This window comes from Stenotrophomonas sp., from assembly GCF_032103445.1.
Classification (GTDB): Bacteria; Pseudomonadota; Gammaproteobacteria; order Xanthomonadales; family Xanthomonadaceae; genus Stenotrophomonas.
In genome coordinates, this window is the sequence record NZ_DAMDFR010000005.1 from 85,999 (window position 1) to 110,202 (window position 24,204).

21 protein-coding genes are annotated in these 24,204 nt (G+C 64.7%); 7 read left to right on the forward strand and 14 right to left on the reverse strand.

Features of this window, described 5'->3' with window-relative positions; genetic code table 11:
* The first annotated feature begins 30 nt into the window (after positions 1-30).
* On the forward strand, positions 31-375 hold the full coding sequence (locus RT551_RS03560) for a hypothetical protein (RefSeq protein ID WP_313455728.1): 345 nt from the start codon (positions 31-33) through the stop codon (positions 373-375).
* The gene (locus RT551_RS03565; RefSeq protein WP_313455729.1) at positions 372-3,113 is read left to right on the forward strand and encodes a zeta toxin family protein; all 2,742 of its coding nucleotides are present in this window, start codon (positions 372-374) and stop codon (positions 3,111-3,113) included. The genes RT551_RS03560 and RT551_RS03565 overlap by 4 nt, the downstream gene beginning before the upstream one ends.
* A 114-nt stretch (positions 3,114-3,227) precedes the next feature.
* On the opposite strand, the gene RT551_RS03570 is transcribed toward RT551_RS03565, so the two are convergent.
* A complete protein-coding gene (locus RT551_RS03570; protein ID WP_313455731.1) occupies positions 3,228-3,722 on the reverse strand; it encodes a hypothetical protein in 495 nt (164 codons plus the stop codon).
* A 90-nt stretch (positions 3,723-3,812) separates the two neighbouring features.
* On the reverse strand, positions 3,813-4,400 hold the full coding sequence (locus tag RT551_RS03575; protein WP_313455733.1) for a TetR/AcrR family transcriptional regulator: 588 nt from the start codon (positions 4,398-4,400) through the stop codon (positions 3,813-3,815).
* A 109-nt stretch (positions 4,401-4,509) separates the two neighbouring features.
* On the opposite strand from RT551_RS03575, the gene RT551_RS03580 reads away from it, so the two are divergent.
* Together RT551_RS03580 and RT551_RS03585 are read left to right on the forward strand one after the other, a co-directional pair.
* Entirely contained in the window at positions 4,510-4,809 is a 300-nt protein-coding gene (locus RT551_RS03580; protein ID WP_125359865.1) for a type II toxin-antitoxin system Phd/YefM family antitoxin, read from the forward strand.
* Between the two features lie 6 nt (positions 4,810-4,815).
* The gene (locus RT551_RS03585; protein ID WP_313455734.1) at positions 4,816-5,214 is read left to right on the forward strand and encodes a type II toxin-antitoxin system RelE/ParE family toxin; all 399 of its coding nucleotides are present in this window, start codon (positions 4,816-4,818) and stop codon (positions 5,212-5,214) included.
* Between the two features lie 133 nt (positions 5,215-5,347).
* On the opposite strand, the gene guaA is transcribed toward RT551_RS03585, so the two are convergent.
* The 12 genes from guaA to ndk form a co-directional block, all read right to left on the reverse strand.
* Entirely contained in the window at positions 5,348-6,913 is a 1,566-nt protein-coding gene (gene guaA, locus RT551_RS03590) for a glutamine-hydrolyzing GMP synthase (RefSeq protein WP_125359867.1), read from the reverse strand.
* A gap of 110 nt (positions 6,914-7,023) precedes the next feature.
* The gene (gene guaB, locus RT551_RS03595; RefSeq protein WP_313455736.1) at positions 7,024-8,481 is read right to left on the reverse strand and encodes an IMP dehydrogenase; all 1,458 of its coding nucleotides are present in this window, start codon (positions 8,479-8,481) and stop codon (positions 7,024-7,026) included.
* Positions 8,482-8,580: 99 nt separating this feature from the next.
* Complete coding sequence (gene folD / locus RT551_RS03600) at positions 8,581-9,459, reverse strand: bifunctional methylenetetrahydrofolate dehydrogenase/methenyltetrahydrofolate cyclohydrolase FolD (RefSeq protein WP_313455738.1); 879 nt, start codon at positions 9,457-9,459, stop codon at positions 8,581-8,583.
* 65 nt (positions 9,460-9,524) lie between these two features.
* Entirely contained in the window at positions 9,525-11,357 is a 1,833-nt protein-coding gene (locus RT551_RS03605) for a monovalent cation:proton antiporter-2 (CPA2) family protein (protein WP_313455740.1), read from the reverse strand.
* 201 nt (positions 11,358-11,558) lie between these two features.
* Positions 11,559-12,692, reverse strand: coding sequence for a molybdopterin-synthase adenylyltransferase MoeB (gene moeB / locus RT551_RS03610; protein ID WP_313455741.1), 1,134 nt, complete (start codon positions 12,690-12,692; stop codon positions 11,559-11,561).
* A 183-nt stretch (positions 12,693-12,875) separates the two neighbouring features.
* Positions 12,876-14,273 (reverse strand): ribosome biogenesis GTPase Der, encoded by a 1,398-nt coding sequence (gene der / locus RT551_RS03615; RefSeq protein ID WP_311190986.1) that lies wholly within the window; start codon positions 14,271-14,273, stop codon positions 12,876-12,878.
* A gap of 12 nt (positions 14,274-14,285) precedes the next feature.
* Positions 14,286-15,494: an outer membrane protein assembly factor BamB gene (gene bamB, locus RT551_RS03620; protein WP_313455743.1), complete on the reverse strand. Its 1,209-nt coding sequence runs from the start codon at positions 15,492-15,494 to the stop codon at positions 14,286-14,288.
* A complete protein-coding gene (locus RT551_RS03625) occupies positions 15,494-16,132 on the reverse strand; it encodes a tetratricopeptide repeat protein (protein ID WP_313455745.1) in 639 nt (212 codons plus the stop codon). Before RT551_RS03625 ends, bamB begins: the two co-directional genes overlap by 1 nt.
* Before the next feature lie 59 nt (positions 16,133-16,191).
* Entirely contained in the window at positions 16,192-17,067 is an 876-nt protein-coding gene (locus RT551_RS03630) for a RodZ domain-containing protein (protein ID WP_313455746.1), read from the reverse strand.
* Between the two features lie 6 nt (positions 17,068-17,073).
* Complete coding sequence (locus RT551_RS03635; RefSeq protein ID WP_313455748.1) at positions 17,074-17,871, reverse strand: tetratricopeptide repeat protein; 798 nt, start codon at positions 17,869-17,871, stop codon at positions 17,074-17,076.
* Positions 17,858-19,063 (reverse strand): 23S rRNA (adenine(2503)-C(2))-methyltransferase RlmN, encoded by a 1,206-nt coding sequence (gene rlmN / locus RT551_RS03640; RefSeq protein WP_313455750.1) that lies wholly within the window; start codon positions 19,061-19,063, stop codon positions 17,858-17,860. Before rlmN ends, RT551_RS03635 begins: the two co-directional genes overlap by 14 nt.
* A gap of 10 nt (positions 19,064-19,073) precedes the next feature.
* A complete protein-coding gene (ndk, locus tag RT551_RS03645; RefSeq protein WP_311190980.1) occupies positions 19,074-19,499 on the reverse strand; it encodes a nucleoside-diphosphate kinase in 426 nt (141 codons plus the stop codon).
* 277 nt (positions 19,500-19,776) lie between these two features.
* Between ndk and RT551_RS03650 the strand changes: the two genes are divergently transcribed.
* The 3 genes from RT551_RS03650 to RT551_RS03660 all read left to right on the forward strand — a co-directional run bounded on the left by RT551_RS03650 (position 19,777) and on the right by RT551_RS03660 (position 24,097).
* On the forward strand, positions 19,777-20,427 hold the full coding sequence (locus RT551_RS03650) for a TetR family transcriptional regulator (RefSeq protein WP_313455752.1): 651 nt from the start codon (positions 19,777-19,779) through the stop codon (positions 20,425-20,427).
* A gap of 72 nt (positions 20,428-20,499) precedes the next feature.
* Positions 20,500-22,872: a 3-hydroxyacyl-CoA dehydrogenase/enoyl-CoA hydratase family protein gene (locus RT551_RS03655; RefSeq protein ID WP_313455753.1), complete on the forward strand. Its 2,373-nt coding sequence runs from the start codon at positions 20,500-20,502 to the stop codon at positions 22,870-22,872.
* 16 nt (positions 22,873-22,888) lie between these two features.
* Complete coding sequence (locus RT551_RS03660; protein ID WP_282297742.1) at positions 22,889-24,097, forward strand: acetyl-CoA C-acyltransferase; 1,209 nt, start codon at positions 22,889-22,891, stop codon at positions 24,095-24,097.
* The last annotated feature ends 107 nt before the right edge of the window (positions 24,098-24,204 follow it).

Genomic DNA, 24,204 nt, shown 5'->3' on the forward strand with positions numbered 1-24,204 from the left:
TTCCACATTTGCACGAAATGGATTCTTCGCATGTCTCGACCTTCTTTGCCCCCAGTCCCCATCAAGCTGCGTGAAATGCTTGCGCTCTATCCAGACCTGATCGAGCGCCTTCAAGACGTACTTCTGTACTCGGCCGAGCGCTCCAGAAAAATCAGGCTGATGCCGTTCGACGATGCTGTCTCAATGCTGGAAGGCCAGCTCGAGGAGTTCATTTCAGATGCTCGCACTGATCTATCGATGGCCGAAGCAAGCAAGGATGACTCAGCCATCGATCTCGCTAGACAGAAAGAGTTGGCAGTCTCGATGGCTAGACAGAAGAGACATTGGATCACCGATGAAGCGTTGGCCAACTACTTCGGGAAGGATTTCTCATGACCTCCCCCGATACGCGACTTAGCCCTCAAGAACATCAGAGAATCCTCGCTGACAGCATCATCCCCAGAAGCGGCCTCTTGGAATCCAGCCCAAATGAACGTCCTCGCGCCATTATTCTTGCGGGACAGCCTGGGGCTGGAAAAGGTGGCCTGACCAGCTCTGCTGAGGTTGAGTTTGCCGGAAACTCTGTCACATTGGACCCTGACGAGCTACGTAGCTATCACCCAAACGTACAACGCTTTCGCGAATCAAACCCCTACCTCTGGGCAGGCGACACTCACGAGGACGCAAGCCAATGGAACAAGGAGCTTCGAAGCGCAGCCATTGAAGGAAGGCGCAATCTTGTCGTAGATACCACGCTGGGAAGTGGCGACGGTGCAGTAAACCTAATTAATGATCTGAAGGCAAAGGGATACGACGTTGAGGTTCGCGGGCTGGTAGCGCACCGACTGGAGAGCGAGCTGGGCGTCGACAACCGTTTCGCGGGTCAGCTCGACAAGCTAGGTTTCGGCCGTTACGTCCCCGACTCCGTCCGCCAGCATGTCTACGAGGCTCTCCCGGGAAACCTGGACAAAGTACACTTGGAGACAGGCGTACAGATCCGACTCTTCAATCGGCAAGGCGAAGAGCTCTACAACAATCGTCAAGATTCAAGATTGCCCGGAACTGCGCTCGACGCAGAGCGGGATGCCCGCCTTCGGGACCCAGCCCTGACGCACACGCTTCGCGATGGCTGGAAGGCGATGCGCAACTGGCATCAAGATCTCCCAGACACAGTTCAACACAATACAAAGGTTTCTCCGAACGCCGCTGAAGCACTTTTGATTCAGAGATCAGAACTCAAAGTCGCCGAAGCCGTTTCCCGCGAAACCACCACCGCGATCCAAGTGGATCACGAAGTCCGCGTCCGTCCCAACATGATCCGTGGCGCGGCCATCGGCGGCACCGCCGTCACCGCTGTAGAAGCCGTCACCGAAGGCCGCAAGATCGCCGACCTCTATGGGCGCGACAATCCGGTCGGCGCGCAGGCCGCCATCGTCGACTTTGGTGCACGCAGTGTCGGCGGTTTCGCCGGTGCCGTTGTCGGGGCCAAGGTCGGCACTCTGGTCGGTATCGAATCCGGTCCCGGGGCCATCGTCACCGGCCTCATCGGTGCTGGCGCGGGCGCAATGGGGGCCAGCGCTGCGGTCGAGTGGATCGAAAATTACCAGATCAACAACCAGCGCGACGCCACGGGAAAGCTATGGACGTTCGACCCAGAGAACCCGGGCGCGGGCTGGACCCGCACCGAGCGCGAGGTGATTGGCAGCGTTGGCACCCTGGTGGACCGGCCCATCTACGGCCCCACCCAGGAGTTCACGGCTGATCCGGCCTTGGCACAGGAACTGAACTACAAAGCATCCAGCGAAGCCATCGGTCTGCGACTGGGTGAACCTGATCGTCCCATTCCGCCTTACAGCATTCCAGGCGACTCCCGCGATACACCCAGCATCTACCCCGCCTCATGGGAGCGGAATCCTGAGAGCGGCGTGTGGCGTCGCGAGGTGGTGGTTTCCGAGCTGGAGCACGGCATGAAGAACGTGCAGGTCGAGTTTGCAGACCCGCAGAAAGCCAAGCATCTGGACGAGTATGCCGCTGGCATAATTGCCTACAACGCCTCTCGCAGCCCGGCTGCCATGGCGAAGACCTTCGAGGACACCCACGCACAGCTGGGCTGGCAGCAGCACGGCAAGGTGCCGGACGCGGTGACCTGGGCGCGCAACCACACCGATGAGGTATTGGCCTCCGATGGCCGCACCTACCAGCGCGGCAAGGATGGCGAATGGACCCACGACGGCGTGCTCTGGGACTCGAAAGCCAATGGCAATATCCGTGACGAACTTGACGCCACCTATCTACAGGTCCAGACGCACTATGCGCGTACGGCGGATGCACCGGCACAGGTGTCGTCGGTAGCCCAGAACAGGCCTGATGCAGTTACACCGCTCGCCACTGCTGCCGCGATGCCGGTCAACGATATGCGCCAGCCGGGACATCCGGGCAACCGCACGTACATGCAGATGATGGACCGCGTTTCACTGTTTGACTCGCAACAGGGTTTGCCAACCGGCGAGCACAGCCAGCGGTTGGCGGCATCGACAGCCGTTATTGCCAATCGTGAGCGCCTGGACCCGGACCGCACGTTCGTCGAGAAGTCCCCGCAGGGTGAGATCGCCTTGGTGGAGCGCCCACGGCCCGGTCAGAGCGGTGAGCGGCGTTTTGAGATCGATATTCGGGCGTTGTCTTCGCGTCCGATCGAGGAGAGCTCGCGCGAGCTGGCCAATGATCGTTCACCGCACTACCTCAATCCGCCGGCTGCTGCACGGACCGTGGAGCAGGAGCTGGCGTTGCAGCGCATGGCCTCTTCGGACAAGGCGATGTTTGAGCGGATTCGGACCGGCACACCTGCTTCGGTGGCCGACGAGGCTGTGGTCAGTGCGGTGACCGCCAGCAAGCAGCGCGGGATTGATCAGGCCGACAAGATCAGCGCGGTAGCGATGGATGGGAATCGATTGTTTGTGGTCGGCAACACACCTGGGTTCAGGGCAATGACCGATGTGTCGCAGCCGCAACCGGAGTTGCAGCGCGGTGTGGAGCAGTTGCAGACGCAGAACCAGCAGCAGTCGCTGGATCAGCAGCGGCAGCAGAGTGAGGAGCAGCACCGGTCGGCCAGCAAATCTGCGGCGATGTCGATGTGAGGTACCGGTAGCGCCGGCCGCTGGCCGGCGTTGCCGTTTCGGTTCAGGTCATGCGTTAAAGAACGTTGAGGGGTTCATTGCGGTCGTCTGTCGACCGTCCCTACCGCACTTCATTCATCGCGCTCCATTTCGAGAATGGATGCGCCAGCATTGCGCGGCGTAGCCCAGGACGAACACCGCGAAGCATCCGAGCAATGTTTGCAGCACTACCGGTGCCATCGGTGCAGCTGCAATGGGATGCGATACCGGCAGGCGGGTCAGAGTTTCATTGGTGCCCGGCACCAGTGACAACAGGAAGCTGAAAGACAACGCAAACGTGGACAGGTAAGGCGCGAGTCTGCCCAGCCAGCGCATCCGCGTGGCGAGTACGCCGCCGAAAGCGATCAGCAGCACCACCACACCGAACGCGTGACCAGGATTGAGTCCTCCGGTACTCGAAACGGTGAAGGATGACAGCACAGACAGTACGAGGCCGACGAGGTAGATCCTGCCCGACCTGGTCGCTGGATCGATCGCGCGGTGGCGGACGAATCCGTACGCGCCGGCCACCAGGGGGATCAGGCTGAGCGCGGTGTGTAGTGTGCCGAGCGTGGAAAGTGCATGGCTCATTGGAATCTCCAGCTGGGTTGATCTATACCTACTAGTAGGTAGGGTGATCATTCGAAGAAAAGGCCCGCCAATGGCAGGCCCGTCGTGGCTTTAATTTGCCGGAGTCAAACGCGCGATCTGGAGCTTTGCCAGCGCTGCAAAGGTGTCGGCGTCGCCAAAGCCACGTGCCGCGAGCATGGCACCATGGACGGCGGCCATGAACGCCTTGGCCTCGTCCTCCGCACTGCCCTGCAACCGAAGTTGGCCCTGCGTAGCGCCCTTCTCCAGGGTCAGTGCCAGCCACCCGGTCAGGTCCTCGAAATGCCCGCGTACCTCGGTGGCGATTTCCGGTGGAATCAGCGGAAGTTCCGCAGCCAGCATCGCGCAGATGCAGAACGATGACGTGCCTCCCGCGATACAGGCCGACCAGTAGTCCACATACGCCTGCAGTTCACGGAGGGGATCGCCCAACTGCCGATCCAACAGGGCCAGGCCATTCCGGGCCTCAGCGCGGTAGAGCACCACGACCGTGCGCACCAGTTCGGCCTTGCTGGGGAAGTGGTGGTGAATGCTGGCCTTGCTGATGGCGACCCGCTCGGCGATGTCGGCGTAGCTGAAGCCGTTGTAGCCGCCGGACTCGAGCAGGGCCCGGGCGTGGCTGACGATTTCTGTGGCTTTGGGGGAGAGTTCGGGCTGCATAGTTGCCACTCTACTAGTAGGTAGATTTAAGGTCAACCCCGACACTCGCACTCGACGCACTGCGTTTATTGCGTACACAATTCCGCACACATTCCAGTCGGTGAGCGGTATGGCCATCTCAGCACGTGACGTCGTCTCGTTATCCCAGGCCCGGGCGAATCTCTCGGAGCTGGCTGAACAAGTGAAGGCCGGCGCAGAAAAAATTGTGACCAAGAATGGAGAAAGCTACGTGGCCATCATCGATGCGCAGCGCCTCGACTATTACCACCAATTGGAGCGGGAACGCATCCATCTCCTGCTGCTCGAAGACGCAAGCAGAGGTCTGGACGATGTGGCGGCAGGCAATGTGGAAGATGCCCTCCCCGCCCTTGAGGCCATCAAGCGGCGGCGCGCTGAATCCAAGAGGTGACCGGCGTTGAACGTTGCGAAAGACGGATGCATCGTCAGGATCACGGCCAACTTCAAGCGAAATCTTCGTGGCATCGAGGACTTTCTTGACGCGAATGAAGCGTTGGCTGGGTTCGACGCATTGCTTGAAGAACTCACCACTACTGTCATACCGAATCTTCGCCTTTTCCCTGCCATGGGACGCCCCTTGCTGGATGTCCCTGCCCGCTCGGTAGAGGCAGTACAGGCAGCGTCTCGATTGAGAGGGCGCGCGACCCCGGTATTGGAACACGGCTCAGTTCGCGAGTACCTGATGGCGGACTACGTGATGCTGTATGCCTGTATGCATGGTGAGGTGCAGCTTCTTTCCATTCGTCATCATAAGAAGCTGTCGTTCGACGTTGCCGGTCATTGGGTTGGACGCTGACCGTCGGTACCGTTTCGTTTCAGGTCATGCGTTACAGAACGTTGAGAGGTTCACGGCGGTCGTCTGTCGACCGACCCTACCCCTCCGAAACAACAAGGGCACCTTTCGGTGCCCTTGTCATTCAACAGCAGGTTTATTCCCACTCGATCGTCGCTGGCGGCTTGCCGGAGATGTCGTACACCACGCGGGAGACACCGCGCAGTTCGTTGATGATGCGGTTGCTCACGGTGCCGAGGAAGTCGTACGGCAGGTGGGCCCAGTGCGCGGTCATGAAGTCGATGGTTTCCACTGCACGCAGCGCGATCACCCACTCGTACGCACGGGCGTCGCCGACCACGCCGACTGACTTCACCGGCAGGAACACGGCGAAGGCCTGGCTGGTCTTGTCGTACAGATCGGCCTTGCGCAGTTCGTCGATGAAGATGGCATCGGCCTTGGCCAGCAGTTCGGCGTACTCACGCTTCACTTCGCCAAGGATACGCACGCCCAGGCCCGGGCCCGGGAACGGGTGGCGGTAGACCATGCTGCGCGGCAGGCCGAGCTCGACGCCGAGGCGACGCACTTCGTCCTTGAACAGCTCGCGCAGCGGCTCCACCAGGCCCAGCTTCATGTGTTCCGGCAGCCCGCCCACGTTGTGGTGGCTCTTGATGACATGGGCCTTGCCGGTCTTGCTGCCGGCCGACTCGATCACGTCCGGGTAGATGGTGCCCTGCGCCAGCCACTTCGCGTTGCTGAGCTTGTTCGACTCTTCGTCGAAGATGTCCACGAACAGGTTGCCGATGATCTTGCGCTTGGCTTCCGGATCGCTGACGCCTTCCAGCTTGGCGAAGTAACGATCAGCCGCGTTGACGCGGATCACCTTGACGCCCATGTGCTCGGCGAACATCGCCATCACCTGGTCGCCTTCCTGCCAGCGCAGCAGGCCGGTGTCGACGAACACGCAGGTGAGCTTGTCACCAATCGCCTTGTGCAGCAGCGCGGCAACAACCGACGAATCGACGCCACCGGACAGGCCGAGGATCACTTCGTCATCGCCGACCTGTTCGCGCACGCGGGCGATCTGGTCTTCGATGATGTTGGCGGCGGTCCACAGGGTCTGGCAGCCGCACACGTCGACCACGAAACGACGCAGCAGGGTCTGGCCCTGCAGGGTGTGGGTCACTTCCGGGTGGAACTGCACGCCGTACCAGCGCTTCTCTTCGTTGGCCATGGCGGCAACGGGAATGCGGTCGGTGGTGGCGGTGATGGTGAAGCCCGGGGGTGCCTGGGAGACGTGGTCGCCGTGGCTCATCCACACATTCAGACGCGGCTCACCGCCGTGATCGCTGAGGCCGGAGAACAGCGCATCGGGGTTGATGACGTTGACTTCGGCATGACCGAATTCGCGCTGGTCAGCGGCTTCGGTTGCACCGCCCAGCTGCGCAGCCAGGGTCTGCATGCCGTAGCAGATGCCGAAGATCGGCAGGCCGCTGTCGAACACTTCCTGCGGCGCGGCGGGCGCGCCCGGCAGGGTGGTCGATTCCGGGCCACCGGAAAGAATGATGCCCTTGGCACCGAACGCGGCGATCTCGGCCGGGTCGTGGTCCCACGCCCAGATTTCGCAGTACACGCCGATCTCGCGGATGCGGCGGGCGATCAGCTGGGTGTACTGCGCGCCGAAATCGAGAATGAGGATCTTGTCGTTGTGAATGTTGGTCATGACGCCCGGCAATGCAGTGGTGAATACGAAAAGCGATGTGTGCAACCGATGGCGGATAGAGAAAGAGGAACGGGAAGTGGCTTCCTCGTTCCTCTTTGCTCACCGGCGCATCAGGCGCGGTAGTTCGGCGGTTCTTTGGTGATCTGCACGTCGTGGACGTGGCTCTCACGCTGCCCTGCCCCGCTGATCTTGACGAACTTGGGCTGGGTGCGCATTTCGTCGACGGTGGCACACCCCACATAACCCATGGTGGCGCGCAGGCCGCCCATCAGCTGGTGGATGATGCCGCCGACCGGACCACGGTACGGCACGCGACCTTCGATGCCTTCCGGCACCAGCTTGTCGGCGCTGGACGAATCCTGGAAGTAACGGTCCTTCGAACCCTTTTCCATCGCGGCCAGCGAACCCATGCCACGGTAGCTCTTGTACGAACGGCCCTGGAACAGTTCGGTTTCGCCCGGCGATTCCTCGGTGCCGGCCAGCAGGCCGCCGACCATGATGGTGGAGGCACCGGCGGCGAGCGCCTTGCCGATGTCGCCGGAGTAGCGGATGCCACCGTCGGCGATGAGCGGAATGCGGTCCTGCAGGGCTTCAGCAACGAGGTCGATGGCGGTGACCTGCGGCACGCCGACGCCGGCGACGACGCGGGTGGTGCAGATCGAACCGGGGCCAATGCCGACCTTCACTGCGTCAGCGCCGCTGTCCAGCAGTGCCAGCGCGGCTTCGCCGGTGCAGATGTTGCCGCCGATGACCTGCACCTGCGGGAAGTTCTTCTTGACCCAGCTGACGCGGTCGAGCACACCCTGCGAATGGCCGTGCGCGGTATCGACCACGATCACGTCAACGCCGGCAGCCACCAGCGCTTCGACGCGGCGATCGGTGTCACCGCCCACGCCGACGGCCGCGCCGACCAGCAGGCGGGTCGCGATGTCCTTGGCGGCATTCGGATAGTCGGTGTTCTTCTGGATGTCCTTGACCGTGATCAGGCCACGCAGTTCGAAGGCATCGTTGACCACCAGCACCTTTTCGATGCGGTTGCGGTGCAGCAGCTGCAGCACTTCGTCCGAGGCCGCGCCTTCCTTGACCGTGACCAGGCGGTCCTTCTTGGTCATGATGTGGCGGACCGGATCGTCCAGCTCGGTTTCAAAGCGCATGTCGCGGTGAGTGACGATGCCGGCCAGCAGGCCGTCGCTGCCCACCACCGGCACGCCGGAGATGTTGTGTGCGCGGGTCAGCGCCAGCACATCACGGATGGTGGTTTCCGGGCCGACCGTGATCGGGTCGCGGATGACACCGGCCTCGAACTTCTTGACCTTGGCCACTTCGGCGGCCTGCTGTTCAAGCGTGAGGTTCTTATGGATGATGCCCATGCCGCCAAGCTGGGCCATGGCGATGGCCAGGCGCGCTTCGGTGACGGTGTCCATGGCAGCCGAAAGAATCGGCAGTTTCAGCTTCAGGTCGCGCGTCAGGCGCGTTTCCAGGCTGACGTCCTTGGGCAGGATCGTGGAATGAGCGGGGACGAGCGAGACGTCGTCGTAAGTGAGTGCTTCAGCCTGGATGCGCAGCATCGGCATACCCGAGATGTGGGGAAGCGCGACATTTTACCCTGATTTGCGCCCGATGGGCAGGGGGCGGATGCGACGCTGTGTCGCGTCCGCCCACACGGTTCAGGCGGCCGCTTCGGCAGCCTCGATGGTGTTCTGCATCAGGGTGGCCACGGTCATCGGCCCTACCCCGCCCGGCACCGGGGTGATCCAGCTGGCGCGCTCGGCGGCGGCCTCGAAGCCGACGTCGCCGACCAGGCGGCCGTCGTCCAGGCGGTTGATGCCGACATCAATCACGACCGCGCCCGGCTTGACCCATTCACCCGGCACGATGCCCGGGCGGCCCACGGCCACCACCAGGATGTCGGCGTTGCGCACGGCCTGCTCCAGCACGTCCTTGGGGGTGAACTTGTGGCAGCTGGTCACGGTGCAGCCGGCGATCAGCAGTTCCAGGCCCATCGGGCGGCCCACGTGGTTGCTGACGCCCACAATGGTGGCGTTGCGGCCACGCACCGGCTGGTCGGTGTGGCCCAGCAGCGTGGTGATGCCACGCGGGGTGCACGGGCGCAGGCCGAATTCACGCAGGGCCAGATGGCCCACGTTCTCCGGGTGGAAGCCGTCCACGTCCTTGCGCGGGTCGATGCGATGGATCAGGCGGCTGGCGTCGGGAATGCCCGGCAGCGGCAGCTGGACCAGGATGCCGTGGATCTTGGGGTCGGCATTGAGCTGGTCGATCAAGGTCAGCAGCTGGGCTTCGGTGGTGCCGGCGGGCAGGTCGTAGTCGAACGCTTCGATGCCCACCTTTTCCGCCGCGCGGCGCTTGTTGCGCACGTACACGGTCGAGGCCGGATCGCCGCCCACCAGCACCACGGCCAGCCCCGGGCGGCTGCCACCGGCGGCCAGACGGGCGTCCACGCGGACCTTCAGGCTGTCCAGCAGGTCTTCGGCGATGCGGCGGCCGTCCAGGATGCGGGCGGAATGGGGGGCGACGGACTCGTTCATCGAATGCGGGGGCGTGAAGCGGCGGGGAGCGTATTGTCCCCGATTAGGGCGGTGCGGAACACCGGTCATTCCTCCTCTTCGGGGACCTCGTCGGCGTTCAACGTCCGCGCCTTGCGCTTGGGTGCGGTGAACGGGGTCGGCGTGGGCACGCCGGGCAGCGCGCTGCCGAACACCATGTGCGCGCCGGCGCGAAGGTCGCCACCGGCCATTTCCAGCTCGAAACGCTCGGCGTCGCGCTCGCGGATCTGCTCGGCGATGTCGCGTGCGTCGTCCTCATCCGCGCCCAGTTCCATAAGCGCGGCCTGGCCAAACATCAATGCGCTCTCGAAGGTTTCACGGATCTGGTAATCCACGCCTGCATGGATCAGGCGCAGTGAATGTTCGCGGTCGAAGGAGCGCACCAGCAGCTTGGCCTGCGGGAATTCGTGCGACACCAGTTCAACGATGCGGTCGGCATCCTCTGCGTTGTTCACGCACACGGCGATCGCACGCGCACTGGCGGCGCCGGAGGCATGCAGCACGTCCAGGCGGGTACCGTCACCGTAGTAGATCTTGAAGCCGAAACGCTCGGCGTTGTGGATCATGTCGACGTCGTTGTCGATGATGGTCACGTCCACGTCGCGGGCCAGCAGCGACTGGCTGGCGACCTGGCCGAAACGGCCGAAGCCGATCATCAGCACGCTGCCCGACATGCCTTCGGCGGTGTCCACGCCATCCAGCGACACTTCGCGTGCGGGCATCAGCTTGTCGTGCAGCAGCACGAACAGCGGCGTGAGTGCCATCGACAGCACCACGATCGCGGTGAAGTTGGCATTGACCTCCACCCCGATCACGCCGGCGGCGGCTGCGGCAGAGAACAGCACGAAGGCGAACTCGCCGCCCTGCGCCATCACCACGCCGCGATCCAGCGCCTGGCGGTGGTCGCTGCCGAGCAGGCGCGCGACCACGTAGATGCACACGGCCTTGGCCAGCATCAGCGCGAGCACGCCGGAGACGATCAGCGGCCAGTTGTTGGCGACCACAGTGAGGTCCTGCGCCATGCCGACGCTGAGGAAGAACAGACCGAGCAGAATGCCGCGGAACGGCTCGATGTCCGCTTCAATCTGGTGGCGGAACGTGGATTCGCTGAGCAGCACGCCGGCCAGGAAGGCGCCCATTGCCATGGAAAGACCGCCGAGCTGCATCAGCAGCGCCGCACCCAACACGACCAGCAGCGCGGCGGCGGTCATCACCTCGCGTGCCTTGGCGGCGGCCAGAATGCGGAACAGCGGATTGAGCAGGAACTTGCCGACCAGCACCAGGCCGACGATGGAGCCTGCGCCGATGGCGATGCTGATCCAGCGCGAGCCTTCGCCGGGCTCGGCGTGCACCGGTGCCATCAGTGCGACCACGGCCAGCAGCGGCACGATCAGCAGATCTTCAAACAGCAGGATGGAGACGATCTTCTGCCCCGAGGGCAACGCGATGTCACCGCGCTCGGCCAGCAGCTGCATCACCACGGCAGTGGACGTAAGCACGAAACCGGCGGCACCGATGAAGGCCACCGGCAGCGGGAAGCCGAACAGCATGCATACACCGGTGAGCACCGCGCCGCAGACCACGATCTGCAGCGTGCCCAGGCCGAAGATCTCCTTGCGCAGGCTCCACAGGTGCGAGGGCCGCATTTCCAGGCCGATCACGAACAGGAACATCACCACGCCCAGTTCGGCGGTATGCAGGATGGCCTGCGGGTCGGAGAACCAGCCGAAGCCGAAGGGGCCGATGGCCAGGCCGGCGGCGAAATAACCCAGCACCGAGCCCAGCCCCAGGCGCCGGAACACTGGCACCATCACCACGGCCGCACCCAGCAGCGCGACAACTTTCACCAGTTCACTGCTGGCACCTGCTTCGACCGCCATGCGGTGTATTCCTTGAATCCCCGATCAGCCGTCACGATAGGACAGATTGACGCAGGGACATAGCAACTATCGAGGGGTTGTTTGTGCCAGAAATGGAACGATAGTAATTCTTGAAGGCTGGTTGTTGCGTAGGGACACGCCATGCGTGTCCGAACGTGGCCCGGATTCCCATGGACACGCATGGCGTGTCCCTACACCACCTCAGCCTGCACAGAACGCGGCGTAATCGATATACCCGGGAAACACGGCGTCCGGCGCACACAACGGACATCCCGGGTCCGGACGCAGCCGCACTTCCCGGAAGCGCATGCCCAGCGCATCAAAGCTCAACAACCGGCCCACCAGCGGCTCACCGATTCCCAGCAACAGCTTCAGCACCTCGGTCGCCTGCAGCAGGCCGACCATGCCCGGCAGTACACCCAGCACTCCGGCCTCGGCACAGTTCGGCGCGAACTCCGCCGGCGGCGGCTCGGGGAACAGGCAGCGATAACAGGGTGCGTGCCCGCGCTGGCGACCGGCGTCGAATACGCTGACCTGGCCGGTAAAGCGCTCCACCGCGCCATACACCAGCGGCAGTGCGTGCTTGATGCAGGCGTCGTTGAGCAGGTAGCGCAACGGGAAGTTGTCGGAGCCATCCAGCACCACGTCCACGGCTTCCAGCAACGCGTCGATGTTCTGCGAGGTCGCCCGCGCCTGCACCACTTCCACGTCAAGGTGCGGATTCAGGGCCAGCAGACGCTCGCGCGCGGAACCGACCTTGGGCTGGCCGACGCTGGCCTCGGTGTGCAGAATCTGCCGCTGCAGGTTGCTGCGGTCAACGACATCGTCGTCGACCAGACGCAGGTGCCCTACCCCGGCAGCGGCCAGATAGAAGGCGGCGGGCGAGCCGAGGCCGCCAGCCCCGAGCACCAGCACGCGCGCCTGCTGCAGGCGGCGCTGGCCTTCCGCGCCGACCTGCGGCAGCAGCAGGTGGCGGGAGTAGCGTTCGTTGAAGTCACGTTCGGCGTCGGACTGCAGCGGCTGCACCATGGGCAGGCCGGCGGTGCGCCAGGCGGTGGTGCCGCCGGCGACGGAGGTGACGTTGGGGTAACCCAGGGCGAGCAGGTGCTCGGCGGCGGCCAGTGAGCGTCGGCCGCTCTGGCAGATGAGCAGAATTTCGCGGTCGTTGACTGGCAGGTGGGCTGCTGGGTTGGTTTCGAGATCGCTCTTGGCGATACCGACAGCGCCCTCGGCCATGCCGGTGGCGCGTTCGTGGGTTTCGCGGATGTCGATCAGGAGCGCGCCTTGGGTGTGACGGGCGCGGGCCTGGTCGGGCGGGATTTCGGGGGCGGTCATTGCGGCATTATCGGCCGTCGGGACACATGGGGGAAATCCGTAGGGACACGCCATGCGTGTCCTTGGGAACCCCGTGCCACGTTCAGCCACGCAGGGCGTGGCTCTACGTCTGGATCAGACAGTACGCGGACACGCATGGCGTGTCCCTACGCGTGGTTCCCACCGCCGGTCGCACGCCCGGGATTATTTGCCCTTGACGTGCTTCATCAGGCGGCGCTTGCGCGCGATCTGGCGTTCGGTCAGTACGTTCTTCTTGCCTTCGTACGGGTTGGTACCCTCGCGGAAGATGAACTGCACCGGGGTGCCGATCAGCTTGAAGCGCTTGCGGAAGAAGTTTTCCAGGTAGCGCTTGTACGACTCAGGCAGGTCCTTCAGGCGGGTGCCGTGCACGATGAAGGTCGGCGGGTTGGAGCCGCCCGGGTGCACGTAACGCAGCTTGGACACGTGGCCGCGAATGGCCGGCGGCGGGTTCGACTCGTACGCCATTTCCAGCGCCTTGTTGACCTCGCTGGTGCTGAACTCGTGCGTGGCCGAGGCGTGTGCCTGGTGGATGGCGCGGAACAGCTCGCGCAGGCCGGAGCCATGTTTGGCCGAAATGCGCACGTTCTCCGCCCACGGCACGAAGCCGAGCTTGCGCGAGACCAGCGTTTCCGCCTGCTCGCGCTGGTAATCGGTCAGGCCATCCCACTTGTTGATCGCCACCACCAGCGCACGGCCGGCATCGAGCACCGCGCCCAGCACGCTGGCGTCCTGGTCGGTGACGCCTTCGCTGGCGTCCAGCATCAGCACGGCCACCTGGCACTGCTCGATGGCCTGCAGGGTCTTGACCACGCTGAACTTCTCGACCACTTCATCCACGCGCGATTTGCGGCGCAGACCGGCGGTGTCGATCAGGCGGTACTGGCGACCGTCGCGCTCCAGGTCCACGGCGATGGAATCGCGCGTGGTGCCCGGCACTTCCGAGGCGATCATGCGTTCTTCGCCAAGGATGCGGTTGACCAGGGTCGACTTGCCCACGTTCGGGCGGCCGACGAAGGCAATGCGGATGCGCGCGGGATCGTTGTCCAGCTCTTCGCCGCTGCCCTCTTCCGGCAGGCGCTGCACGACTTCGTCGAGCAGATCGTCCAGGCCCTGGCGATGCGCGGCCGAAACCGTGAGCATCTCGCTGAAGCCATAACGCGAGAACTCCGAGCGCACCGCGTCTTCATCGGTGCCATCGATCTTGTTGATCAACAGCAACGTGGGGCGCGACAACTTGCGCAGCCAGCTCAGGATCTCGTCATCGAGCGCCGAGGTGCCCTCACGGGCGTCGACCACGAACAGAATGAGGTCGGCTTCACCGGCGGCCGCGCGGGCCTGGCGTGCAGTCGCACCGGCCAGGCCTTCTTCGTCCTCGGCGATACCGCCGGTGTCGACCACGAGGAAATGATTGTCCTCGTCCAGGCGACACACACCATAGTTGCGGTCCCGGGTGACGCCGGGCTGGTCATGGACCAGGGCGTCACGGGTACGGGTCAGCGCATTGAAAATGGTGGACTTGCCGACATTCGGCCGTCCAACCAGGGCGACCAAAGGCAGCATCGCGGTAACTCCTTAGTTTGCCAACCGGAAGGCGGTCAGCTTTCCATCAACGTTCTGCACCAGCAGAATCCCATCGGCCACCACCAGCGCGCCCCGAACCGGGTCACCGCCGGACTTGGCCCGGGCGGCGAACTGACCGTCGTCGGTGCGCAGCCAGTGTACGTAGCCCTTGTAGTCAGCGACCACAACGTAATCGCCCTGGATGACCGGACCGGTCAGGGTGCGCCGGGCCAGCCCGGTCTGCGACCACATCGCGGTGCCGCTGGTCTTGTCCAGGCTGAACACGCCGCCCTTGGCGTCGGTGACGATCACGTTGCCCGAGGTCAGGGCCACGCCGCCGGCACCGCCGTGGTCGCGCGCCCACAGCGGGCGACCGGTCGGGCCTTCAATGGCCATGGTCTGGTTCTTGAAGCTGCTCACATAAAGCGTATTGCCTTCCAGCACCGGCGCACCGTCCACGTCGGACATGCGCTCCAGTTCGGTGCGGCCTTCGCCGTTGGCGACCATCTGGTCCCACACGGTGCGGCCGTCCTGCATGCCCAGCGCGGCCACGCTGCCGTCATCGTTGCCGATGAACAGCACGCCCGGGCCGGCCACCACCGGCGCGTTGCCGCGCACGGTCAGGGCGGGCAGCTCACGCGGGTTGAACCACTTCTGGGTGCCGTTGGAGGCATCGAAGCCGGTGACGCGACCGTCGTTGCTGCGCACGAACACGATGCCCTGGGCAATGGCCGGGGCCGAGATCACTTCACCCGGGACCTTGGCGCGCCACTTTTCAGTGCCGTCGTTGGCATCCAGCGCAATGACCTCGCCATTGAGCGTACCGATCACCACCAGGCCTTCGCCCACGCCCGGACCACCGGACAGACGCAGCTTGGGCTGCTTCTTGACCTTGGCCGGTTCGTAGGTCCAGACGGTCTTGCCGGTCTGCAGGTCCAGCGCCTGCACGCCACCATAGATGGCGGCGGCGTAGACGCGGCCATCGGCCACCACCGGGCCCTGGCGCACGCCGATGCGCTTTTCGCCCTTGCCGACGCCGGTGCTCCAGATCTTGTCGACCTTGAGGGTCGGCTCGAACTTGACCAGCTCAGCCGGTTCCTGTGCCTTCTTGGCTTCTGCGTCCTTGCCCGCGAACCAGCCCTTGACAGTGCTGCAACCGGACAGCGCCACACCCATCAACACCAGGGTGGCAACGCGCTTGATCATGACCATCTGCTTCATTACGCCGACTCCGCAGGATCGGTGACCGTGCCACCGGCATCCATCACCTTGATTTCCAGCAGTCGCCGCTGCGGCGCCGCCACGTCCAGCGTCTTGAGCGCCTTCTCATACTGACCGCGCGCTTCGTCGCGCTTGCCGGCCGCCATCAGGGCGTCGCCATGGATTTCCAGGCTGGCACTGTCGCTGGCCGAACCCAGCTGCTTGATCGCCTCGTCAGACTTGCCGCCGGCGATGAGCAGGCGGGCAATGCGCTGGTCGATGGCGGTCTTGAATTCCGGCTCGGCCTGGATGCCGCGCAGGGTGGCCAGCGCCTCGTCATTCTTGCCGGAATCGACCTGGGCCTTGGCCAGCTGCATTGCCGCCAGGTCCGCATACAGCGAGGACTTGCCGCCTTCCAGCGCCTTCACGCCTTTGGCTGCTTCGTCCAGCTTCTTGTCCTGCAGCTGCTTGAGCACCACCTGGTACTGCACATTGGCGTTGGCCAGTTCGTTGCCCTGCTGCTTCTGCCACCACTGCCAGCCGGCAATGCCGCCAATGGCAATGGCCACACCGGCAATGATGCTCACACCATTCTTCCGCAGCCAGCCGCGGACGCGTTCACTTTGTTCGTGCTCGTCGAGCAGGTCGTCGATCGCCATGCGTACTCTCGCCCCTGCCCGTCAGGAGGGACCATTTGAATTGAATTGGAAATCGCAGCTCAGTGTGAAACTGGAGCCACGGAGCCGTCAGAGGATACCGTAAAGCGTGCCACGTTGGCTCGCTGGTACGGCGAAAGGTCGACGATAGCGCCGCCCTGCTGAACCTCGACCGCCGACGCGTTGCCCAGCACCATGCGTGCCACCTGGCCGGGACTGAAGCTGCGCGACTCGCCGGATTTGATCAGCGCCTTTTCCACCGTGGCACCGTCCGGACCGGAAATGTCCACCCAGCTGTCGCCCTTGAACTGCAGGCTGAGGGTGCCGCCGGTGGCGGCAGGCGTGGCGGCACTGGCGGCCGGACGCGGCACCGGAGTCAGCGAGGCCAGGTACGGCGCAGACGGCTGCGACGCCGGGGCCGCCGCGGCCGGAGCAGCGGCTGCCGGTGTGGCCGGCTGGTCACCACCGGTCACGGGAACCGCCGCCGGAATGACATCCAGCGACGCGGTATTGGGGGTGCTGCTGCCGGTGTCGAAGTGGCCACGGGTGGCGAACCACACCGGCACTGCCAGCACGGCGGTGATCCCGACGTAGAGGGCGCGGCGACCCAGACTTTCGGCAATGCGGCGCGCGCGCGGGGTGTGGGTGTGGCTGACCAGCTGCGGTGGCACGACCGGACCAATGTGGGCCTGTTCCAGTGCGTCGCCGAGATCGATCTTGAGCAGGCGCGCGTAACTGCGCAGCTGGCCGCGCACGAAGACCGGAGCCCCCAGGCGATCCCACTGCTCGGCTTCGAGCGACTTCACCACCTGGACCGGCATGCGCAGGTCTTTCCCCACCGCTTCGAGGGACAGTCCGGCCGCTTCGCGCGCCTGACGGAGTCGTGCTCCGCATCCGGCCGCAGCGTCAAAAGCGTTCACAGTCTGGTCGTCAATCACAATGCTTCAACCCCGGGAATTAGGAGCCGCGTCGTGCGGAAATTCGTCGCGAATTCGCTGCAGATAGCGACCCGATGCCACTGCGTCGCCCAGCTGCGCCTCGATATCAGAGGCAAGTTGTAACACGGAACGTGTGGCCGGTGCAGCCGACAGACGACGTTGCACGAAGGCCCGGGCCTCGAAAAAGCGCCCCTGGGTGTACTCGTTGCGGGCCATCGTCTCCAGGGCAAAGGCATTGTCCGGGGCCAGCGCCAGCGCCTTGCGCAGGTCACGTACCGCGCGTTCGGGTTGCCCGGCGCTCAATGCACAGCTCCCGGCATTGGCCAGGGCCGCCGACGGGGTGGGATAGCCGGGTGACGCCAGGGCCTTGTCGAAATAGGGCAGCGCTTCGGCGGGGCGACCTCGCCCACACAGCCACGCACCATAATTGTTGAGCGCATCGCCCCGCTGCGGCGCGACCTCGACCGCCTTGCGCAGCAGTTCGCCCACGTCGGCGTCGCGCCCCTGCGCACCGGCCACCTGGGCAAGCAGCAGATAGACCTCGGGACGGCTGCCATCCAGCTTCAGCGCGGCCCGGCCACGCTTCTCTGCCAGCGGCAGGTCACCCAGGCGCACCGCTTCGGCGGCCAGGGTGACGTTGTTGTCATAGGCCACCCGGCGACGCGTGTCGGCGTCATCACGGGCGGTGTATTCCGGAGCCACGCCCCGGATGTCATCAGGAATGGTCATTCCCTGCTTGCCACAGCCGGCGAGTGCCAGCGCGACGAAGACAACGGCTGGCAATCGAAGGTCAGGCAGCGGCATTCCGGTTTTTCCCGCCCTGCAGGGTCTTGTTGAATTCGGCCTGTCGGCGCGTGCGGTCCATCACCTGGCCCTTGAGCTGGCCACAGGCGGCGTCGATGTCGTCGCCACGGGTGCGCCGCACCATGGTCAGCACCTTCGAGTCCAGCAGGATCTTCTGGAAGGCGCGGATCTGGGTGTCGTCCGAGCGCTCGTAGCGGGTGCCCGGGAATGGATTGAACGGAATCAGGTTGACCTTGCCCGCATTCGACGTCTGCACGGCGTTGTCGAACTGGCGCATCAGCCGCGCCAGCTGGCGGGCGTGCTCGGGGGTGTCATTGATGCCGCGCATCAGGGTGTATTCGAAGGTGACCGATTCGCGGCGCTTGTTGGCGCGCAGGTAACGGGCACACGAAGCCATCAGCTCGGCGATCGGGTACTTCTTGTTGAGCGGCACCAGCGTTTCGCGCAGCTCATCATTGGGCGCATGCAGCGACACCGCCAGCGAGACATCGCTTTCGGCGGAGAGGCGGTCGATCTGCGGCACCAGGCCGGAGGTCGAGAGGGTCACGCGCTTGTTGGCCAGGCCGTAGCCCAGATCGTCGCGCATCACGCTCATGGCGCGCACGACGTTGTCGAAATTCATCAGCGGCTCGCCCATGCCCATCATGACCACGTTGGTCAGGCGGCGCTGCTTGTGCGGAATATTGCCCAGATGGCGTGCCGCCACCCACACCTGGCCGATGATTTCGGCGGTGGACAGGTTGCGGTTGAAGCCCTGGGTGGCGGTCGAGCAGAACGTGCAGTTCAGCGCGCAGCCCACCTGCGAGGACACGCACAGCGTGCCGCGGGTTTTATCCGGGATGTAGACCGCTTCGATCGCATTCTTGCCGTCGGTGCCCATGGCGAGCAGCCATTTGTGGGTGCCGTCATTGGAGGGCTTCTCGAACAAGATGTTGGGAACGACCACTTCGGCGTGTGCGTGCAGCTTGGCACGCAACGCCTTGCCCAGATCGGTCATCTGGTCGAAGTCGGTCACGTAGTGATGATGGATCCACTTCATGACCTGGTGGGCACGGTAGCGCGCTTCGCCGAGGGTTTCGGCGAAGAAGCGCTCCAGGCCCTCGCGATCGAGGTCGAGCAGGTTCTGTTTGCCAGCAGTCGGTGCGGTTTTCGGCAGCGGCTGGATGGCGGGGGACTGTACGACCTCGTTCACGGCATTACTCTCAGCGCGAGACCACTTCGGTCGCGGCGAAGAAGTACGCGATTTCAATCGCGGCATTCTCGACCGAGTCCGAGCCGTGGGCAGCATTGGCATCGATGGAATCGGCGAAGTCGGCGCGGATGGTGCCCGGCGCAGCGTCCTTCGGATTGGTGGCACCCAGCAGGTCGCGGTGGGCCAGCACGGCGTTCTCGCCTTCCAGCGCCTGGATCATCACCGGGCCGGAGATCATGAACTCGACCAGCGCGTTGAAGAACGGACGCTCCTTGTGCACGGCGTAGAAGCCTTCGGCTTCGCGGCGCGACAGCTGCTTGTACTTGGCAGCCACGACCTTCAGGCCAGCCTTTTCAAAGCGGGCGTAGATTTCGCCGATGACGTTCTTGGCAACCGCGTCGGGCTTGATGATGGAAAGGGTGCGCTCCAGCGCCATGGGAGGTTCTCCGTTGGGCGGGCCACTGATCGACCCGAGAGTAACATGAAAAAAACCCGCGTCAAAACGCGGGCTTAGCCTATATACGTAGCGCAATTCTACAACGTCCTCTGGCCTGGCGCTACGCCGTGGTGCCACGCCATGCGTGGCAACCGCTGGAAACCTGAACAGCGGGACAGACCCTGAACGCCAGCGAGATCCTGCTGCGCCGCAGCATGCCAGCGCGCCCGCCCGGGTCTAATATCAAACAATCGTTTGATTGAACCCTGCCCGACCCATGGCCAAGCCCGCCCACTTCTCCACCAAGGACCGCATTCTCGGGGCCGCCGAGGAGCTGTTCGCCCAGCACGGCTTTGCCGGCACCTCGCTGCGCCAGGTGACCAGCCAGGCCGACGTCAACATCGCGGCGGTGAACTACCACTTCGGCTCCAAGGAAAACCTGGTCAACGAGGTGTTCCGTCGCCGCATGGACGAGATGACCACCGCCCGCCTGGCCCAGCTGGACGCTGCCCACCGCGATCACCCCGGCCAGCTGCGCCCGGTGCTGGCCGCCTTCGTGGAGCCGGCGCTGGCCATGGCCCAGGATCGCCAGAGCGGCGGTGCCTTCGTGCGGGTCATCGCCCGCGCCTATGCGGAAAAGAATGACAACCTGCGCAAGTTCCTGTCCGACCACTACGGCCACGTGCTGCGCGACTTCGGCAAGGCCATCGCCGCCTGCGTGCCGGAGCTGAGCAAGGAAGAGCTGTACTGGCGGCTGGATTTCCTGGCCGGGTCGCTGACCTATGCCATGGCCGACTTCGGGCTGATCAAGCGACCCGCAGGTGTCACCGAAGCGGCGCATCGTGCCCATGCTGCCCACGAACTGATCCATTTCGCCGAGGCCGGCTTCCGCGCCAGCGCAGCCGCCTCCCCCGCTCCCACCCCGTAACGCCGGGCCCGCGCCCGTTCCCCCGTAGAGCCGGGCTTGCCCGGCTGAACCGACCACCAAAGGCTTATCGACATGTCCAATTCCCTGCTAGTCCGCCGCGCCGCCGTGCTGGGTGCCGGCGTCATGGGTGCCCAGATCGCCGCCCACCTGACCAACGCCGGCGTCGACACCGTGCTGTTCGACCTGCCCGCCAAGGAAGGTCCGGCCGACGGCATCGTGCTGAAGGCGATTGCCAATCTGGGCAAGCTGAGCCCGGCCCCGCTGGCCAGCAAGTCCTACGCCGAGGCGATCACCCCGGCCAACTACGAGACTGGGCTGGAGCAGCTGAAGGACTGCGACCTGATCATCGAGGCCATCGCCGAGCGCATGGACTGGAAGCAGGACCTGTACAAGAAGATCGCCCCGTTCGTCGCCGACCACGCGGTGCTGGCCTCCAACACCTCGGGCCTGGGCATCAACAAGCTGGCCGACGTGCTGCCCGAGCAGCTGCGCCACCGCTTCTGCGGCGTGCACTTCTTCAACCCGCCGCGCTACATGCACCTGGCCGAGCTGATTCCGGCCAGCACCACCGACGCCGCCGTGCTGGAAGGCCTGGAAAGCTTCCTGGTCACCACCCTGGGCAAGGGCGTGGTGTACGCCAAGGACACCCCGAACTTCATCGGCAACCGCATCGGCGTGTTCTCGATCCTCTCCACCATCCACCACACCCAGCAGTTCGGCCTGGGCTTTGACGAAGTGGACGGCCTGACCGGCCCGCTGGTGGGGCGCCCGAAGTCGGCCACCTATCGCACCTCCGACGTGGTCGGCCTGGACACCATGGCGCACGTCATCAAGACCATGGGCGACACCCTGCCCAACGACCCGTGGCATGAGTACTTCAAATCACCGAAGTGGCTGGACGCGCTGATTTCGAAGGGCGCGCTGGGCCAGAAGACCGGTGCCGGCATCTTCCGCAAGGTCGGCAAGGACATCGTCGTGCTGGACCTGGAAAAGCAGGACTACCGCGCCGCTGACCGCACCGCCGCACCGGAAGTGGTCGAGATCCTGAAGATCAAGAACCCGGCCGAGAAGTTCGCCAAGCTGCGCGAAAGCCAGCACCCGCAGGCGCAGTTCCTGTGGGCGACCTTCCGCGACCTGTTCCACTACAGCGCCTATCACCTGGCCGACATCGCTGAAACCGCGCGTGACGTCGACCTGGCCATCCGCTGGGGTTACGGCTGGTCGCTGGGCCCGTTCGAAACCTGGCAGGCCGCCGGCTGGAAGCAGGTGGCGCAGTGGATCGCCGACGACATCGTGGCCGGCAAGAGCATGAGCAACGCCCCGCTGCCGGACTGGGTGTTCGACGGCCGCGACGGCGTGCATGCCGCCGAGGGCAGCTTCAGCCCGTCGCGCAACGCCAAGCTGCCGCGCTCGTCGCTGCCGGTGTACCAGCGCCAGCGCTTCCCCGATCCGGTGCTGGGCGAAACCTTCAGCCCGGGCGAAACCGTGTTCGAAAATGACGGCGTGCGCATGTGGCACGACGGCGACGGCATTGCCGTGGTCAGCTTCAAGACCAAGATGAACACCGTGTCCGACCACGTGCTCAACGGCCTGCAGGAAGCGATCAAGCGCGCCGAGCAGGGCTTCCAGGGCCTGGTGATCTGGCAGCAGAAGGAACCCTTCTCCGCCGGTGCCGACCTGGCCGGCGCGCTGGGCCTGCTGCAGGCCGGCAAGGTCGACCAGTTCGAAGAGATGGTGCACAACTTCCAGCGCACCAGCCAGGCGATCAAGTATTCGCTGGTGCCGGTGGTAACCGCCGTGCGCGGCCTGGCCCTGGGCGGTGGCTGCGAATTCCAGATGCACAGCGCCAAGAGCGTGGCCGCGCTGGAAAGCTACATCGGTCTGGTCGAAGCCGGCGTCGGCCTGCTGCCGGCCGGTGGCGGCCTGAAGGAACTGGCGGTGCGCGCCTCGCAGGCCGCCGGCCCGGGCGGCGACGTGTTCGCCGAACTGAAGAAGACCTTCGAAACCGTGGCCATGGCCAAGGTCTCCAACTCGGCGGTCAACGCCCAGGAACTGGGCCTGATGCGCCCGACCGACAAGGTGGTGTTCAACAGCTATGAAGCGCTGTACATCGCCAAGGCCGAAGTGCGTGCGCTGGCCGAAGGTGGCTACCGTCCGCCGCTGCCGGCACGTCGCATCCAGGTCGCCGGCGACGTCGGCATCGCGACCTTCAAGATGATGCTGGTCAACATGCTGGAAGGCCGTTTCATCAGTCCGTACGACTACGAAATCGCCGTGCGCATCGCCACCGTGCTGTGTGGTGGCGAGGTGGATCGCGGCACCCTGGTCGACGAAGAGTGGCTGCTGACCCTGGAGCGCAAGCACTTCGTCGAACTGGCCCAGCAGGAAAAGACCCAGGCCCGCATCGCGCACATGCTCAAGACCGGCAAGCCGCTGCGTAACTAATAGAGAGATCACCGCAATGACCAAGCAGATCCAGGACGCCTACATCGTCGCCGCCACCCGCACCCCGGTCGGCAAGGCACCCAAGGGCGTATTCCGCAACACCCGTCCCGACGACATGCTCGCCCACGTGCTCAAGAGCGTGGTCGCCCAGGCTCCGGGCGTGGACGTGAACCGCATTGATGACGCCATCATCGGCTGCGCCATGCCCGAAGCCGAGCAAGGCATGAACGTGGCCCGCATCGGCGTGCTGCTGGCCGGCCTGCCCAATACCATCGCCGCGCAGACGGTGAACCGCTTCTGTTCGTCGGGCCTGCAGGCCGTGGCCATGGCCGCCGACCAGATCCGCCTGGGCAACGCCGACCTGATGCTGGCCGGCGGCACCGAGTCGATGTCGATGGTGCCGATGATGGGCAACAAGATCGCCATGGCCCCGAGCGTGTTCGACAACGACCACGTCGCCATCGCCTACGGCATGGGCATCACCGCTGAAAAGGTGGCCGAAGAGTGGAAGGTGTCGCGCGAGGAGCAGGACGCCTTCGCCCTCGCCTCGCACCAGAAGGCCATCGCCGCCATCCAGGCCGGTGAGTTCAAGGACGAGATCAGCCCGTACGACGTGCGTACCCGCACCCCGGACCTGGCCGACGGCCGCCGCATCATTACCCGCGACCGCATCGTCGACACCGACGAAGGCCCGCGCCTGGATTCGTCCGCCGAAGGTCTGGCCAAGCTGCGCCCGGTGTTCCGCAACGGTCAGTTCGGTGGCACGGTCACCGCCGGCAACTCCTCGCAGATGAGCGACGGTGCCGCTGCGGTGCTGCTGGCGTCGGAGCAGGCGGTGAAGGACTACGGCCTGAAGCCGCTGGCCCGCTTCGTCAGCTTCTCGGTCGCCGGCGTGCGCCCGGAAGTGATGGGCATCGGCCCGATTGCCGCGATTCCGAAGGCACTGAAGCAGGCCGGCCTGACCCAGGACCAGCTGGACTGGATCGAGCTCAACGAAGCGTTTGCCGCGCAGTCGCTGGCGGTCATTCGTGATTGCGGCCTGGACCCGTCGAAGATCAACCCGCTGGGCGGTGCCATCGCCCTGGGCCACCCGCTGGGTGCCACCGGCGCGATCCGTACCGCCACCCTGGTGCACGGCCTGCGTCGCCGCCAGCAGAAGTACGGCATGGTGACGATGTGTATCGGTACGGGTATGGGCGCTGCGGGTGTGTTTGAAGCGCTGTGATTGATACGTGGGTACCACCAACGGTCGGTACCTACCAATGCCTGCAACAAGAACGGGCGGCCTGCGGGCCGCCCGTTTTCATTTGTGCGTGGTTGCCGGCCAGCGGC

Excerpts from the sequence above, each read along its gene's own strand:
- RT551_RS03655 (WP_313455753.1), top strand. The coding sequence starts at position 20,500 with ATGTCCAATTCCCTGCTAGTCCGCCGCGCCGCCGTGCTGGGTGCCGGC.
- RT551_RS03650 (WP_313455752.1), top strand. The coding sequence starts at position 19,777 with ATGGCCAAGCCCGCCCACTTCTCCACCAAGGACCGCATTCTCGGGGCC.
- RT551_RS03605 (WP_313455740.1), bottom strand. The coding sequence starts at position 11,357 with ATGGCGGTCGAAGCAGGTGCCAGCAGTGAACTGGTGAAAGTTGTCGCG.
- RT551_RS03570 (WP_313455731.1), bottom strand. The coding sequence starts at position 3,722 with ATGAGCCATGCACTTTCCACGCTCGGCACACTACACACCGCGCTCAGC.
- guaA (WP_125359867.1), bottom strand. The coding sequence starts at position 6,913 with ATGACCAACATTCACAACGACAAGATCCTCATTCTCGATTTCGGCGCG.
- folD (WP_313455738.1), bottom strand. The coding sequence starts at position 9,459 with ATGAACGAGTCCGTCGCCCCCCATTCCGCCCGCATCCTGGACGGCCGC.
- RT551_RS03565 (WP_313455729.1), top strand. The coding sequence starts at position 372 with ATGACCTCCCCCGATACGCGACTTAGCCCTCAAGAACATCAGAGAATC.
- moeB (WP_313455741.1), bottom strand. The coding sequence starts at position 12,692 with ATGACCGCCCCCGAAATCCCGCCCGACCAGGCCCGCGCCCGTCACACC.
- bamB (WP_313455743.1), bottom strand. The coding sequence starts at position 15,494 with ATGAAGCAGATGGTCATGATCAAGCGCGTTGCCACCCTGGTGTTGATG.
- RT551_RS03580 (WP_125359865.1), top strand. The coding sequence starts at position 4,510 with ATGGCCATCTCAGCACGTGACGTCGTCTCGTTATCCCAGGCCCGGGCG.
- ndk (WP_311190980.1), bottom strand. The coding sequence starts at position 19,499 with ATGGCGCTGGAGCGCACCCTTTCCATCATCAAGCCCGACGCGGTTGCC.
- RT551_RS03660 (WP_282297742.1), top strand. The coding sequence starts at position 22,889 with ATGACCAAGCAGATCCAGGACGCCTACATCGTCGCCGCCACCCGCACC.
- RT551_RS03635 (WP_313455748.1), bottom strand. The coding sequence starts at position 17,871 with ATGCCGCTGCCTGACCTTCGATTGCCAGCCGTTGTCTTCGTCGCGCTG.
- RT551_RS03625 (WP_313455745.1), bottom strand. The coding sequence starts at position 16,132 with ATGGCGATCGACGACCTGCTCGACGAGCACGAACAAAGTGAACGCGTC.
- guaB (WP_313455736.1), bottom strand. The coding sequence starts at position 8,481 with ATGCTGCGCATCCAGGCTGAAGCACTCACTTACGACGACGTCTCGCTC.
- RT551_RS03560 (WP_313455728.1), top strand. The coding sequence starts at position 31 with ATGTCTCGACCTTCTTTGCCCCCAGTCCCCATCAAGCTGCGTGAAATG.
- RT551_RS03575 (WP_313455733.1), bottom strand. The coding sequence starts at position 4,400 with ATGCAGCCCGAACTCTCCCCCAAAGCCACAGAAATCGTCAGCCACGCC.
- der (WP_311190986.1), bottom strand. The coding sequence starts at position 14,273 with ATGCTGCCTTTGGTCGCCCTGGTTGGACGGCCGAATGTCGGCAAGTCC.